The organism is Pseudomonas sp. GW822-FHT07A10, assembly GCF_058798795.1.
Genome location: NZ_JBXAKV010000006.1, coordinates 136,810 through 151,033 on the forward strand (window position 1 = coordinate 136,810; position 14,224 = coordinate 151,033).

Annotated in this window: 18 protein-coding genes; 9 read left to right on the top strand and 9 right to left on the bottom strand. The window is 58.1% G+C overall.

The annotated features are described in order from the left end of the window. Positions 1-93 precede the first annotated feature (93 nt). Positions 94-954 (bottom strand): CAP domain-containing protein, encoded by an 861-nt coding sequence (locus tag AC1RL4_RS12695; protein ID WP_019582003.1) that lies wholly within the window; start codon positions 952-954, stop codon positions 94-96. Between the two features lie 248 nt (positions 955-1,202). Between AC1RL4_RS12695 and AC1RL4_RS12700 the strand changes: the two genes are divergently transcribed. The 3 genes from AC1RL4_RS12700 (at position 1,203) to AC1RL4_RS12710 (ending at position 3,478) form a co-directional block, all read left to right on the top strand. Then, positions 1,203-2,015, top strand: coding sequence for an AraC family transcriptional regulator (locus tag AC1RL4_RS12700; RefSeq protein WP_019582004.1), 813 nt, complete (start codon positions 1,203-1,205; stop codon positions 2,013-2,015). Positions 2,016-2,111: 96 nt separating this feature from the next. Then, positions 2,112-2,486, top strand: a complete 375-nt coding sequence (locus AC1RL4_RS12705) for a cupin domain-containing protein (RefSeq protein ID WP_230172843.1) — start codon at positions 2,112-2,114, stop codon at positions 2,484-2,486. Positions 2,487-2,656: 170 nt separating this feature from the next. Then, positions 2,657-3,478 (top strand): MinD/ParA family ATP-binding protein, encoded by an 822-nt coding sequence (locus tag AC1RL4_RS12710; protein ID WP_019582006.1) that lies wholly within the window; start codon positions 2,657-2,659, stop codon positions 3,476-3,478. A 48-nt stretch (positions 3,479-3,526) separates the two neighbouring features. Here AC1RL4_RS12710 and AC1RL4_RS12715 read toward each other — a convergent pair whose 3' ends face one another. The 3 genes from AC1RL4_RS12715 to AC1RL4_RS12725 form a co-directional block, all read right to left on the bottom strand. Next, positions 3,527-4,012, bottom strand: a complete 486-nt coding sequence (locus AC1RL4_RS12715; protein ID WP_028939759.1) for an adenosine-specific kinase — start codon at positions 4,010-4,012, stop codon at positions 3,527-3,529. A gap of 48 nt (positions 4,013-4,060) precedes the next feature. Beyond that, positions 4,061-4,564 carry an SLATT domain-containing protein gene (locus AC1RL4_RS12720; protein WP_019582008.1) on the bottom strand — a complete coding sequence of 168 codons (504 nt, stop codon included), beginning with the start codon at positions 4,562-4,564 and terminating at the stop codon, positions 4,061-4,063. 97 nt (positions 4,565-4,661) lie between these two features. Continuing rightward, on the bottom strand, positions 4,662-5,225 hold the full coding sequence (locus AC1RL4_RS12725) for a histidine phosphatase family protein (RefSeq protein ID WP_019582009.1): 564 nt from the start codon (positions 5,223-5,225) through the stop codon (positions 4,662-4,664). Positions 5,226-5,394: 169 nt separating this feature from the next. Between AC1RL4_RS12725 and AC1RL4_RS12730 the strand changes: the two genes are divergently transcribed. Continuing rightward, a complete protein-coding gene (locus AC1RL4_RS12730) occupies positions 5,395-5,796 on the top strand; it encodes a DUF1801 domain-containing protein (RefSeq protein WP_019582010.1) in 402 nt (133 codons plus the stop codon). Positions 5,797-5,802: 6 nt separating this feature from the next. Here AC1RL4_RS12730 and AC1RL4_RS12735 read toward each other — a convergent pair whose 3' ends face one another. Continuing rightward, positions 5,803-6,726, bottom strand: coding sequence for a LysR family transcriptional regulator (locus AC1RL4_RS12735; protein ID WP_019582011.1), 924 nt, complete (start codon positions 6,724-6,726; stop codon positions 5,803-5,805). A 137-nt stretch (positions 6,727-6,863) separates the two neighbouring features. On the opposite strand from AC1RL4_RS12735, the gene AC1RL4_RS12740 reads away from it, so the two are divergent. After that, entirely contained in the window at positions 6,864-7,919 is a 1,056-nt protein-coding gene (locus AC1RL4_RS12740) for a tartrate dehydrogenase (protein ID WP_007935426.1), read from the top strand. A gap of 107 nt (positions 7,920-8,026) precedes the next feature. Then, positions 8,027-9,358 (top strand): dicarboxylate/amino acid:cation symporter, encoded by a 1,332-nt coding sequence (locus tag AC1RL4_RS12745; RefSeq protein ID WP_230172841.1) that lies wholly within the window; start codon positions 8,027-8,029, stop codon positions 9,356-9,358. Here the strand turns inward: AC1RL4_RS12745 and AC1RL4_RS12750 are convergent. After that, positions 9,312-9,893: a thioesterase family protein gene (locus AC1RL4_RS12750; protein WP_050438300.1), complete on the bottom strand. Its 582-nt coding sequence runs from the start codon at positions 9,891-9,893 to the stop codon at positions 9,312-9,314. The two genes, AC1RL4_RS12745 and AC1RL4_RS12750, sit on opposite strands and share 47 nt — an antisense overlap. Before the next feature lie 106 nt (positions 9,894-9,999). On the opposite strand from AC1RL4_RS12750, the gene AC1RL4_RS12755 reads away from it, so the two are divergent. The 3 genes from AC1RL4_RS12755 (at position 10,000) to AC1RL4_RS12765 (ending at position 11,907) form a co-directional block, all read left to right on the top strand. Next, positions 10,000-10,965 carry a GlxA family transcriptional regulator gene (locus AC1RL4_RS12755; protein WP_230172839.1) on the top strand — a complete coding sequence of 322 codons (966 nt, stop codon included), beginning with the start codon at positions 10,000-10,002 and terminating at the stop codon, positions 10,963-10,965. A gap of 99 nt (positions 10,966-11,064) precedes the next feature. Then, entirely contained in the window at positions 11,065-11,454 is a 390-nt protein-coding gene (locus tag AC1RL4_RS12760; protein ID WP_204124371.1) for a c-type cytochrome, read from the top strand. Between the two features lie 117 nt (positions 11,455-11,571). Further along, a complete protein-coding gene (locus AC1RL4_RS12765; RefSeq protein WP_018928235.1) occupies positions 11,572-11,907 on the top strand; it encodes a hypothetical protein in 336 nt (111 codons plus the stop codon). A 263-nt stretch (positions 11,908-12,170) separates the two neighbouring features. Here the strand turns inward: AC1RL4_RS12765 and AC1RL4_RS12770 are convergent, their stop codons facing one another. The 3 genes from AC1RL4_RS12770 to AC1RL4_RS12780 all read right to left on the bottom strand — a co-directional run bounded on the left by AC1RL4_RS12770 (position 12,171) and on the right by AC1RL4_RS12780 (position 14,163). Next, positions 12,171-12,476 carry a hypothetical protein gene (locus AC1RL4_RS12770; RefSeq protein WP_028939753.1) on the bottom strand — a complete coding sequence of 102 codons (306 nt, stop codon included), beginning with the start codon at positions 12,474-12,476 and terminating at the stop codon, positions 12,171-12,173. A 296-nt stretch (positions 12,477-12,772) separates the two neighbouring features. Beyond that, positions 12,773-13,213 (bottom strand): phage infection protein, encoded by a 441-nt coding sequence (locus AC1RL4_RS12775; RefSeq protein ID WP_490133790.1) that lies wholly within the window; start codon positions 13,211-13,213, stop codon positions 12,773-12,775. 191 nt (positions 13,214-13,404) lie between these two features. Further along, positions 13,405-14,163, bottom strand: coding sequence for a sulfite exporter TauE/SafE family protein (locus AC1RL4_RS12780; RefSeq protein WP_230172833.1), 759 nt, complete (start codon positions 14,161-14,163; stop codon positions 13,405-13,407). Between the last annotated feature and the right edge of the window lie 61 nt (positions 14,164-14,224).

Consider the following 14,224-nt stretch of genomic DNA (forward strand, 5'->3'; position numbering starts at 1 on the left):
AAGCCCCCTCGCCACACAAGTCTGCGGTGTTCAAGCCCCTAACTGACTGACCCCAGCGCCAGCCATTTTCTATGGACGGTTCGAAACCCTCACTCAAGGCGCGCCAAACAGCATCGTCCAATAAACCCCTTTATTGCTGCGCGAATCGCTGGCATACGCCGCGCCGACCTGGGTAAACATCGGATTCATCAGGTTGGCGCAATGCCCGGGGCTGGCCAGCCAGCCGGACATCGCCTGGCTGGGCGAGCCTTGCCCGGCGGCGATGTTCTCGCCGATCTGCCGGCCGCGGTAACCGGCGGCTCTGGCGCGATCCGCCGGCATATCGCCGTCGGGGTCCTGGTGGGCGAAGTAGTTGCCGTAGGCCATTGCCTTGCTGTGGCCTTGCGCGGCGGCGCCCAGGGCGGCGTTCCAGGTTAATGGGCGCGCGGCGGCAAAGCGTTGGCGCCCACACATACGTGGCCTGGCCCGTGCCGCATTGACCTGCGCCAGCAACGTCTTGCCCGCAGCGCGTGAATCGCCGATACGCCCATCGAGCACCGGTTGTGCCAGTACCACTCGCCATTCACTGCGGGCACGAGTGACGCCGATGTCGGCGTATTGGGTATCGAGCAGCGCCCCACAGTAATCGCTCTGAAGCATGTCGAACGCCTCATCGGCGTCCTGCGCGCCGACCAGACGGATGGTCCGCACCGTCACCGCCTGATAGCCGTTAGCCTTCAACCCCTCCCGTAAGCCACCGCCATAGCCGATCGGCAAGGACAAGTCCGATTTCAGCGCCAGCGGCCGTAACGGCCTGACCGCACGCCCTGCGCAACGATCGGGATCGGCGCGATAGTCGTTAATGACTTCCACCAGCTGCCGTTCCCCACTGGCATGGGCGGGGCTGGTGAACAGCGGAAACAAAGGCATCAGGCACAGCGAAATAAAGCGGCAGCAGCGGACAGTCGGGCGCATGAACAGACAGCTCTGATGAGTTGACGACGATAAGGGTGGGATAAAGATGAGCAATAACCGCATGAGCGCTTCTTTGGGCGAGCGTCTTTTACGGCACGGCTATGACTGCGGGTCTCAAAACTGGTTCACGAGGGGAACAGACAAATTTGACGGCTACGCTGAGAGGCCCGATCCAGGCGGGTGACGAGCCTGGGACAGCAGACGCTCGCACTGGTAACGTACTGACATCATTCGAGTGGTACAGGGACATGACTAAGACCAAGGGCAACAAGGATTGGGTCAAGCGCTCGGCGCAGCCGTTGAAGATGGAGCGCATCGAAGCCTTTTTTGGCGGCCATGGCTTTACGCCGCATCGCCACGATACTTACGCCATCGGGCGAACGCTGTCGGGTGTGCAAAGTTTCCAGTACCGCAAATCCCAACGCCACAGCCTGCCCGGTAAAACCATCGTCTTGCACCCGGACGAGGTGCATGACGGTGAGGCCGGTACCGAAGCAGGTTTTCATTACCGGATGATCTACATCGAACCGGCCTTGATTCAGCAGGTGCTGGGCGGCAAGCCGTTGCCATTTATCGAGGGGGGCTTATCGAGCGACCCACGGCTGGGTGCCGCAACCCAGGTGCTGCTGCAAAACCTCGACGCTTGCATCGAGCCCCTGGAAGAAGACGATGCTATTTATGATCTCGCGCAGGCGCTGGACACGCTCTCTGGCCAGCGTGGGCGGCGCAAGTCGTTTGATTTTGCAGCGGCCGAGCGCGCGCGTGCGCTGATTCATGACTCGCTGGATCGGGTCATTACCCTGGATGAGTTATCGCAAGCGAGTGGCCGCGATCGCTGGAGCCTGAGCCGCGACTTTCGTGCGCTGTACGGTACGAGCCCCTATCGGTACATGACCCAACGCCGGCTCGACCTGGCAAGAGCATTGATGATTGGGGGCCATTCGATGGCAGAGGCGGCCGTATGCGCAGGTTTTTTCGACCAAAGCCACATGACGCGTCAATTCGTCCAGACCTATGGCGTTTCACCCGGCCGATGGCTGAAGAGGTTGGGCCTTGCTTGAGAATGGCCCCGGTCGACTTGCACAATCGTGCAATACGCAACGTTAGGTCATCCCTAAAGTCAGGGCTCGATATCTTGTCCAATGAGGGTGACTTAAATGAATTCCCAGGTCTGCACCGCGATTAACTTTGCCGAAAAATATGCCTTGTTCAGCGAGCTATGGGCGCCCAAGGTGATTGCCGAAATGAACGACTATCAGTTCAAAGTGGTGAAAATCGAAGGCGATTTTGTCTGGCATTCCCATGCCGATACCGATGAAGCCTTCATCGTCCTTGAAGGCAAGCTTCGCATCGATTTTCGAGAGGGGGCGGTCGTGGTCGGGCAGGGAGAAATGTACGTCGTCCCCAAGGGCGTCGAACACAAGCCTTACGCTGAACGCGAGGTGAAGTTGTTGCTGATCGAACCGCGTGGTGTGCTGAACACCGGTGATCAGGCCGGGAAAAGAACCGCAATCAATGATGTGTGGATTTAGCCATTTGGTGGTTTCTGTCGGCATTTTCGTTGAAACGATTCAATGGAGGCTGGCGAAATGCCTCTCGTCGGGAGACAAGGCAGCTATTGCGCGCTTTTCAGCTATTCTTCCGGCATCTGGATGGTAGCCATTACGTAGTGGCACACGATGCGCAGGGAAGGGAAAGACAAATGGATGATGTGCATTGCGTGCAAGTTATCGCTGTGACTGGCGGCAAGGGTGGCGTGGGCAAGACCACGGTGGCGGTTAACCTCTCGTTGGCGTTGGCGAAAATGGGGCGGCGCGTCGTACTGCTGGACGCCGACCTTGGACTGGCGAATATCGATATTCTGCTGGGGCTGACCCCGCGCTACACACTGGCCGATGTTCTCGAAGGGCGTTGCGAGCTGTCCGAGGCACTCATGCCAGGGCCTGGAGGCATTCGTGTGGCCCCGGCCTCTTCTGGTTTGCAGAACATGACTCATCTGGAGCCTGCGCAATACCGCGCGCTGATCCAGGCCTTTAGCGATATCGGCGACAAACTGGATGTGCTGATCATCGATACGGCCGCCGGTATCGGTGGCTCAGTGATCAACTTCATCCGCGCGTCTCAGGAAGTGCTGGTGGTGGTGTGCGATGAACCCACCTCGATCAGCGGCGCCTACGGGCTGATCAAATTGCTCAACCTGAACTACGGTCTGCAGCGTTTTCGCGTGCTGGCCAACATGACGGGCAGCCCGGCGGAAGGTCGCAATCTGTTTGCCAAGCTGGAAAAGATTACCGAAATGTTCCTGGATGTCTCGCTGCAATACGTCGGCGCGGTGCCGAACGACGACAGTGCGCACAAAGCCGTGCAGAAGGGACGTGCAGTGTTTGAAGCCTTCCCGCGCTCCAGGTGCGCTCAAGCTTTCCAGGCCCTTGCGCACAACGTCGACAGCTGGCCATTGCCGACTCATCCGAGAGGGCACGTGGAGTTCTTCGTTGAGCAACTCGTGCAGAATTCCGGCAGGTGAGGCTGTCGACGGCGGCAGCCCATCGTTAGCTCAGCAGCGAAACGTGTTTCACTGCTTGTAGCCAATCTGCCGCAACAAATTCTTGCGCCACAGGATGTCTTCGTCGCCTTCAATGCCATTGGCACAGAAGCCATCCACGACGCCCAGGATCGCGCGTCCCTGTTCCGTCTCGGCAAGAATCACTTCGGTTGGATTGGCTGTTGCACAAAAAATGCGGCACACCTCTGGCACCATTTTGACGGCGTTCAACACGTTCAGCGGATAGAAACCGTCGCCGAGGAAAATGATGAAGCTGTGGCCGGCGGCAATGGCTTGCGCGTTTTTCTGGGCCAGCTCGATCATGGCGGTATTGGTGCCAGACCATCGCACCAGGCATTTGCCGGAGGCTTCACAAAAAGCCACGCCAAACTGGATGCCTGGCACGGCGTTTATCAACGCTTCGTGGAGGTCTTCAACGGACTTGATGAAGTGCGTCTGACCAAAAATGAAATTCGTCGCTTCCGGTTTGTCGATTTTCAACGTGATGAGTTGCATCTCAAACGCCTCCTGTCACGATGTCGCGGACCGGCATCGGGCCTCTATTCAAGCCGGGACGATCTCCTGCTCTTCTGGCTGTGACTCCGGGTGGATGCGAACATCACCCAGTCTCCTTATGGTTGACTTGGGTAAGGTCGGGGCATCCAGAAGAATCGAATCAATGCGCTTGCGGATGTCCAGCACGATTGGCCCCAGGATAGCTTCGTCCTTGCCGCTGGCGATTTCGTCCTGAATCTCGCGAGACATCGCACCGAGCTTCTCGGAGGTGTCTTTGTGCCCGGCAGCCCGGGTATCAAAGTTCAGGAAGGTCTGCACTGAACTCAGCACCAGGGTCAGCAGTGAAAGGATGCCGGCTGCATATTGGAGCCATGCTGGCGATGAGTCACTGATTGAACCAAAGACGCTGGCGCTGACTATCGCCGACAACACCACGCAAGGGATGCCCAGTTTCCAGCTGAACTTCTCGAAATCTCGGGCACTGATTTCGTGCTCGATCTGCAACCGCACGATCATGCGATTCCATTTGGTCAGTAACTCGAGCCGGCTCATGATTGCAGTCCTTTGCAGGGGAATACAGATGAATATTAGCTCCTATTTGACCACCAGCCAGGGCGCCGGGATTCAGTCTGTGGGCTGTCGTCGTACCTTAACGCGGTTTCATACGATAGGCCGTCGCGCTCCAGTACCGGTTACCATTGCTGGTATGGCGAATCCATCCGGTAGCCTCCAGGTGCTTGGCAATCATTCGATTCATTATTCCATGACCGAGCAGTAAAACGGGCCCTTCGTCGGCAAGGGATTGAAGCCGTTGAGCGGCCGTATTGGCGCGCATTCTGGCCTTACTGGCAGACTCGACCTTCCCCGAGAAACCGCACAACCATAAAACACGAAGAATGAATGCCCACGTAAATGGTGAAAGGCGCGGCAGTGACCATCGTCCATGGGGCAGTTGCGCTTCGCAGAACATATCATCGACAAGGCTGGCTTGAAGGCCTAGCGCTCGAACCGACGTCAGCGCCCGGGGCGCACTGCTCGACACGATCATTCTGGCGGTACGCGCCAGCGCCACACTCGATTGTGGAGCGGGTTGGTCGATGATTTCTGACAGGTCGTATTGCTCGATCCAGCGTTTCATATCGCGCGCTGAAACTTTGTCTTGCACGGCCAGATCTGGCTGGCCATGACGCATCAAGATGATTTCCTTTTCCACTGTTGTTACGTCCTTGTTTTGCTATTCCGTGAGTGCACAAGTTGCATCCATCGGAGATTTGAAGGCAAACGACCCGTTGTGGGTCAAACTGCAACGCCTGCGTTGTAGTCCTGTCAGCGATACTCAAGAGGCAGGCGAGCGACAATCATTATGAAGAGGGATAGCCACTATGAGCAAGGAGACGGCTGGATCTAAGGACACTGAGGGGCAAGGCTCTGCCTCTGCGCTGATCGAGGCGAAAATCAAGGCACTGGATGATTGGCGGGGCGAGACGCTTGCTCGGGTTCGAGCGCTCATCAAGCAAGCCGACCCCGAAGTGGTCGAGGAGTTGAAGTGGCGGGGCGTTCCGGTGTGGTCCCATGCCGGCATCATCTGCACCGGCGAGACGTACAAGAATGCCGTGAAGATGACGTTCGCCAAGGGCGCCTCGCTGGAAGACCCTTCAGGACTGTTCAACGCCAGCCTCGATGGCAACACCCGGCGTGCCATCGATATTCATGAGGGCGACCGGATTGATGAAACGGCCTTGAAGGCGCTGATCCGCGCCGCCGTGGCGCTCAATCTGTCGTAGCGCCGTTCAGTCGAGCACAGATTCCGGTTCATCCAGGTGATCGATGTGCTTGAAACGCTCGACCAGAAAATCGATCAGGCTGCGCACTCGCGCCGACAGGTGTAACTGTTGCGGGTAGATGGCATAGACATCGGCGCGGGTCGGTGTCTGGTCCTCCAGCACCAGGCGCAAGCGGCCACTGCGCACGTAGCGGGCGATGTCCCATTCGGCCCGCAGCAGAATCCCATGACCTTCCAGCGCCCAATTGAGGGCCACTTCACCGTCGTTGCAGCCTAACGCGCCACGCACTTTGACGTTTTGCGTGCGCCCACCGTTGGTAAAGCTCCACACGCCATAGGGCGTTTCGTTTTGCCGCAGGAAAATGCAGTTGTGTTGCTGTAAATCCGCCAGGCGTTGCGGCACGCCATGCTTTTCTAGGTACAGCGGCGAGGCGCAGAGCAGACGGCGATTGGAGGCAATCTTGCGCGCATGAAAGGCCGCATCCGGCAGCGTGCCGAAACGAATGCCCAGGTCAAACCCGTGGGTCGCCAGGTCGAGCGGGTGATCGCTGATTTCCAGTTGTATTTCCACCTCCGGGTATTGCGCGAAGAACGCGCCCAATGCCGGGCCGATGTAGCGACGACCGAAACCCAAAGACGCGTTGACGCGAATCAGGCCTTTCGGCGTTGCACGACTGCTGCTGATGAGCTGCTCGACCTCATCGATCTGCGTCAGGATGCGCGCGGCATGGGAAAAATACAGCTCACCTTCCGAGGTCAGGCTCATCGAGCGCGTGGTGCGGTTGACCAGGCGGATGCCCAGCCGTGCTTCCAGCGCGCTCAAGCGTTTGCTCACCGCCGGTGGGGTCACACCCAGCTCTCGAGCCGTCGCCGCGAGGCTGCCTTTGTTGGCCAGCAGGTAGAAAAAAGACAAATCCAGGGTCTGGCTCATTGGTAACTCAAATTCATCTATGTAGTGATTTGGAGTAACTCACGCTCATTTGCTCACTACATATACTCCGCTCACACCCTGATTGAACACCCCCGTTCGACAGGCACAACAAGAACGTAACGAGAGTGGAGTTGATGATGAGCGCATACAAAATTGCTGCGGTTCCAGGTGATGGCATCGGCGTGGAAGTGATCGCTGCGGGCGTCGAGGTGCTGCAAGCCTTGTCGAAAAAGTCTGGCTTCGAACTGGCCTTCAAACACTTCGACTGGAACTCGGATAACTACCTGAAAAACGGCTACTACATCCCTGAAGGTGGCTTGGAAGAACTGAAAACCTTCGATGCGATTTTCTTCGGCGCAGTCGGTGCGCTCAATGTGCCGGATCACATTTCCCTGTGGGGCCTGCGGCTGCCGATCTGCCAGGGCTTCGACCAGTACGCCAACGTGCGTCCGGCCCGCGTGCTGCCAGGGGTGAAAAGCCCGCTGCATAACGGTGATCAGATCGACTGGGTAGTGGTGCGTGAAAACTCCGAGGGCGAATACTCCGGCAACGGCGGTCGCGTGCACCGGGGCCTGCCGGAAGAAGTCGCCACCGAAGTGTCGGTGTTCACTCGTGCCGGGGTCGAGCGCATTCACCGTTTTGCTTTCGAACTGGCGCGCAGCCGTCCGCGCAAGCACCTGACCATGGTCACCAAATCCAACGCTCAGCGTCACGGCATGGTGTTGTGGGACGAGATCTTCTACGAAGTCGCCAAGGACTTTCCGGACGTGAAGATCGACAAGGAACTGGTCGACGCCGTAACCACGCGCATGGTGCTCAAACCGTCGACGCTGGACGTGATCGTCGCCACCAACCTGCACGCCGACATCCTGTCCGATCTGGCCGCCGCGTTGTCCGGCAGCCTGGGCATCGCGCCGACCGCCAACCTCAACCCGTCGCGCAAATTCCCCTCGATGTTCGAACCGATCCACGGCTCGGCTTTCGACATCACCGGCAAAGGCGTGGCCAACCCGATTGCTACATTCTGGACCGCGGCAATGATGCTCGAACACCTGGGCGAAGCGGCCGCGGCGAAACAGCTGATGTCGGCCATCGAAGCCGTGACCGAAAGCGGTTTGCATACCCCGGATCTGGGCGGCACGGCCACCACCCGGCAGATCACCGATGCAGTCATTGCGTTGATCAACCGCTGATATTTCCCACCGATTCAAAGTAGTACTGCGGCACAGCGCCAAGGGGCAGATCGCTGAATCCGGTCCCTTGGCATTTCCTGACAACAATAAAAAATCAGGGCCCTGTCATGAAAAGAATATTTGGCAAACTCTACGTACAAGTGCTCATCGCGGTCATCCTCGGCGCCATTGTCGGGGTGTTCATTCCCGAGACCGGAGCAGCGCTCAAACCCTTGGGTGACGCGTTCATCAAACTGATCAAAATGCTGCTTGCCCCGGTGATTTTCCTCACGGTGGTGACGGGCATTGCGCGCATGGAGAACATGAAAGAGTTGGGGCGTGTCGGCTTCCGGGCTCTGCTCTATTTCGAAGTGGTGTCCACACTGGCGCTGGTGGTCGGCCTGGTCGTGGTCGATGTGTTCAAACCCGGCGCGGGCATGAACATCGATGTCGCCTCGCTGGATACGTCCAGCCTCGCGACCTACACCACGGCGGTGAAACATGCGTCGTTCATGGACTTTGTGATGAACATCATCCCCGACACCATCGTGGATGCCTTCGCCAAAGGCAACGTCCTGCAAATCTTGCTGTTCTCCATTCTGCTGGGTGTTGCCCTGGCGCATGTCGGGCCGCGCGCAAAAGTGTTCGTCGACACGCTGGATAGCCTGATGCAAGGGATGTTTCGCATCGTCAACATGGTCATGCGTCTGGCCCCCATCGGTGCCTTCGGGGCGATTGCCTTTACCATCGGCAAATACGGCTTCGGTTCGCTGTTCTCCCTCGGCAAATTGATGGCGTGCGTGTACCTGACCTGCGCGGTGTTCGTGATCTTCGTGCTCGGGCCGATCTGCCGCTACAGTGGTTTCAGCCTGTGGAAGTTTCTGAAGTTCATCAAGGAAGAACTGTTCACGGTACTGGGCACCAGCTCTTCGGAATCGGTGCTGCCGCAGATGATTTCCAAGATGGAAAAGGCCGGCGTTTCCAAACCCGTCGCCGGGATGATCATTCCCTCGGGCTTGACCTTTAACCCGGACGGCCAGGCGATCTACTACACCATCGCCGCGATCTTCATTGCCCAGGCGACCAACACGCCGCTGACCCTCATGGACCAGTTGATCGTGCTGGCGGTGCTGATGTTCACCTCCAAAGGCTCGGCGGGGGTGACCGGTTCGGGGTTCATCATCCTGGCGGCGACGCTGTCCTCCCTCGGCACCATCCCGGTGGCGGGCATGGTGCTGTTGTTGGGCGTCGATCGGTTCATGTCGGAAGCACGCGCGATCACCAACACCATCGGCAACGGCGTCGGCACCATGGCCATTGCCAAATGGGTCGGTGCGTTGGATACGGTGAAGATGAACAAGGCGCTGAACGGGGAGGGCGCAGAGGCAAAGCCCGAGATGGTTCAGGCGGACGTTATTGCTGTTCCTTCATCGATGACAGCAGGGCGGTTGAGCAACTAGCTTCTTCCCCTCGCAGCTGACGGCTCATGTCGTCGCAGCTTTGCGACCAGGCCGTCAGCCACATCGACATCTCGGGTGACTGTTCGGCCAATCCCAGCTCGCGGACGAACTCGACCGGTGCAACCGTGCCTTTGGCCGAGCGGAACAGCCCCCGCATGATGACGACGCCGATTACCCGTCCTTTGCTCACGAAGCGGTGTTCCATAAAGCTCCATTTATCGTCCCAGCCGAGTATGCGGGTATGAATCTCGAACGATTCGAACAGCTTCAGCTCACGCCGAAACTTGCCCCAGGTATCGCCAACGATCGGCACGGCTTTGTTGCGCAAGGCTACTCGAAAGGCGCCGCTGCGCAGCGTGAAATCCATGCGGCCTACGTCGGCCAGGGTGAAATAGCGGCCATTGGTGACGTGGCGGTTGAGGTCGAGGTCGAGCGGCCAGACGCGCAGGCGGATGACGGTGGTGGCCAGGCCGTCGACCGGTTTGCGCCATGGGCGACGGAACAGCATGAGGATAAGTCGGAACCAGAGATTCATAAGTACGCCGAGGATTGAATGACCGGTGAACTTTAGGGGGCGGAAATCGGATAAGGTAGGTGCGCAAATGACTTTTTTCATGCGAAAAGCGCAATCTGGATGATTCATGCACGTCACCCTGCTACTGGCTGATCAATGTTCCGCCGCCAGCGCCACCCTGGCGCTGGAAGTGCTCAGTGCCGCCAACCTGTTCGCCGATACCGCCAGTGCGCCGTTTGAGGTGGTTGCCGCCTCGCTGGATGGCGCCGATGTCGCCGCATGGGGAGGGCAAACGCTGCGCGTGGACCGATCCATCGTCGACATCACCCGAACCGATCTGGTGCTGATCCCGGGGTTTCTCTTTACCCTGAAAGACGCCTTGCCGGCATTTCCCGGTTATGGGCCGTGGCTGCGTCAACAGCACGCGCAAGGTGCCGTCGTGGCTTCCATGTGTACAGCGGCGTTCATGCTCGCAGAGGCGGGAATGCTGGACGGCGTTCGTGCCACCACGCACTGGGCCTTTGCCGATTTTTTTCGTCGCCGGTATTCAGAGGCCTGTCTGGAGGAGGCGCAGATCCTCTGTGAAGACAATCGCGTGATCACCTGCGGTGGCGCGACGGCCGCCATGGACCTGTTGCTGCATCTGATCCGCCGCTTCGCATCACTGGAGCTGGCGCAGAAGTGCGGCAAATACCTGCTGGCCGACAACGTACGCAGCGAGCAATCGGTCTATGTCATGTGGTCGATGCCGAAGAACCATGGGGACGGCGAAATCCTGCGGGTTCAGGCGTGGCTGGAAGATCACTTCCATCAGCCGCTGCTGATCAATGACATGGCCGAGCGATTCGGATTCGGCGTCAGGAACTTCAAAAGGCGTTTCAAGGAAGCCACCGGTTACACGCCGCTGACCTACCTGCAAACACTGCGTCTGGAAAAGGCAAAGCAGTTGCTCGAATCCACACGAATGACCCTGGACAGCATCACCTACAAAGTAGGTTACGAGGACAGCAACTCATTTCGCAGGCTTTTCCAGCAGCGCGTGGGCCTGCTACCGGCGGCTTACCGGAAGAAGTTTCAAGCGAGTGTGGGTTGAGTGACACGTCTGGTCCAGATCAGTGTTTCGACGTAGCAGCCAGTCATGATGAAATAGCCGCCCGCTTTTGCTGTCAGCCGCATCGATTTGGAGCCGAACATGAAAAACGCCGCCGTACTCACCTTGGCCTTGATGCTCAATATGGGGTTGTTCAGTACGCAAGCAGTAGCGGCTGGCGATGCTGAGGCGGGCGAGAAACTGTTCAAGCGAATCTGCGGCGGCTGCCATCAGGTAGGGAGTTCAGCGCGAGGGTTTTTTGGTCCGCAACTCAATGCGATTTTCGGGCGCCCTGCGGGCAGCACGACGGACTACCAGTACTCAGATGCGATGAAATCATCAGGCGTCGTCTGGACCCGCGAAACACTCACCGCCTACATCGAAGCGCCAAAAACAGTGGTCCCCGGCACCCGCATGATTTTCTGGGGCCTCAGCGATCCGGAAAAGATCGAAAACCTGTTGGCCTATCTGCAGACGTTTCAGCCGCAATGATCGGTGCCTCATCGATCCGCTTTTTTCAGTGCTGAGTGATATCAATGGGCCACTTCATCCGTTAGAGTATGCGCCGCCCGAGAGATGGATCCCGGGTATTTCTAATGGAGTGACACAGTGAATTACCTCAGCAAAGCGGTTGCCGTAGCCCTGTTTGGCCTGGTTCTGGCGGGTTGCACCGGCACCCCGATGAAGACCCAGCAATACGACAGCAGCCAGTACACCGTTGTCGGCCACAGTGAAGCGACCGCCACTGGCCTGCTGCTGTTCGGCGTCATCCCGATCCAGCAGAACAACCGCTTCATCCGCGCTCAGGATGCGGCGATCAAAGCCAAGGGCGGCGACGCCATGATCAACACCCAAGTGCAGGAAAACTGGTTCTGGGCTTGGGTCCTGACCGGCTACACCACCAAAATCTCCGGTGATGTGGTCAAGCTGAAAACCGTTCAGTAAGTGCGGTGCGCCTTCAGTCATTTCAGCTGCGGCGCATTCCTTGTAGCAGCTGCCGAGCTCGCGAGGCTGCGTTCGGCTGCGAAGCAGTCGTGAATCCGACTGACGCGGTCTGCCTGATGCACCGCAAGTTCTGATCTTACGACTGCTGTGCAGCCGAACGCAGCCTCGCGAGCTCGGCAGCTGCTACAGATCGCATTACGGCTTAGGACATCGACCGGGGTGAGGCACATCCAGATGCCATCACCCGGCTCATTGATCGAACCTCACGCCCACGCTTTTCCGAGTTCCTCCAGACCGGCGTTTTGCAGGTCCTGCGGGTTCATGACCACACGGAATTTGCAGTTGGCCTGGAAGTTAAGGAAGAAGGGTTCCGCATATCCGGGTATTTCGGAGGGATCCACGACATCGATCAGAAAAATCCCACCTCGCATGCCATCTTGCTCAGTGAAATAAGCCGCTTCGGGCTTAATGGTGTCCAGGATACGGTTCATGATTTCGCCGACCTTCCCCGACCGGACAAACGCGTTGAAAGGCTCATGGGGAAACTCGACCATCAGTAGCATTTTCATTATTTGATACTCAGTTTGAAGTGGCGCACTCCTTACCCGGATCCTTACTCCTGATTTTGATGCCGCAAGCCGTGCCCGCGGTGTGTGTGGTTAAGAATAGCGAAGGGGGAGAGGTCGTCGGGGTGGGGTTACGGACGGTCGTTGTTGATGATTCAGCGCAGGTGCCAATTCGCTGAAACCCGCGTCTATGCTGCTTCGGGCGAACATCGATGCAGTTGGGCACCAAAAAAACGCATGAAAAAACCCGGCTGATGAGGCCGGGTTCTTTGGTCGAGTGTTACGGTAAAGCCACTCATTCATGCTGCACGGTTTTCGATCAGACGGTCGGAACCACCTTCAGCGACGCGGTTTTCGATCAGACGATCCGAACCACCTTCAGCAACGCGATTCTCGATCAGACGATCCGAACCACCTTCAGCGACGCGGTTTTCGATCAGACGATCCGAACCGCCTTCAGCGACGCGGTTTTCGATCAGACGATCCGAACCACCTTCAGCGACGCGATTCTCGATCAGACGATCCGAACCACCTTCAGCGACGCGGTTTTCGATCAGACGATCCGAGCCGCCTTCAGCAACGCGGTTTTCGATCAGGCGATCCGAACCACCTTCAGCCACACGGCTTTCAATCAGGCGATCCGAGCCGCCTTCAGCGACGACCGGGTGAGTAGAGGAAGCGGCGAAAGCGTTTACTGCAAAAACCGAGAAAGCGATGCTGAGAAGGGTTTGGCGTTTCATGATGGTGTGCTCCGGGGTGTTATTGGCTGGGTATGGAGCGGATGTTACGCCGAGGATTTTTTATGAGAACTTCATTGACGTGATGGTGACTATCGACGCCAGCAATGGTTGAAACGCGGTGGGCAAATGCCGCGTTCACGCGACATGGACCCACACCTATCGAACATTGGATGCGGGCTGTTTCCTCAGGTTTACATGAACAGGTCATAGGACAGTTTGCCGATCAGGATCAGCAGCAACACCAGGAACAGCGCCCGGACAAAGGGCACGCCTTTATGAACCGCCAGCCAGGTGCCGGTCAGTGCGCCGAGGATGTTGAATGCGGCCATGGGGATGGCGATCAGGTAGAGCACGTTCCCCGTCGGAATGAAGAACATCAGCGCTGCTACGTTGGTCGCGATGTTCACCAGTTTTGCCGACGCCGAGGCATGCAGGAAGTCGAAGGCGAAGCAGCGGATGAACAGGAAGATCAGGAAGCTGCCAGTGCCGGGCCCGAACAGTCCGTCGTAGAAACCGATGGCGCCGCCGATGACAATCGCCAGCAGTTTTTCCTTGGTGCCGATGTGCATGGGCTTGTGCAGGGCACCGAAGTCCTTTTTCCAGAAGGTGTAGATCGCCATCAGCACGATCAACACCAGCACCGCCGGCCGGATCACCGACTGGGGGACGAACGACACTGTGGCCGCACCGAAGAAGGACATAACAAACGCCGCACTGGCGGCGGGGATCACCAGACTCCAGTTGATCACCACCTTGCGCACGAAGGATCGGGCCGCGAATGCAGTGCCGCAGGCTGCCGCAACCTTGTTGGTCCCCAGCAGCGCCGCCGGTTGTGCCGTGGGCAGCACGTTGAACAGCGCGGGAATCTGGATCAGTCCGCCGCCGCCCACCGCCGCATCGATCAGGCCGGCGGAGAAGGCGAACACGCAAAGGATGACAATATCGATCATGGAATCAGGCTCTGACGGTGAAAGGAGGGGTGAGAGTCCAAGGTTGAACGGGAAGGTTAAC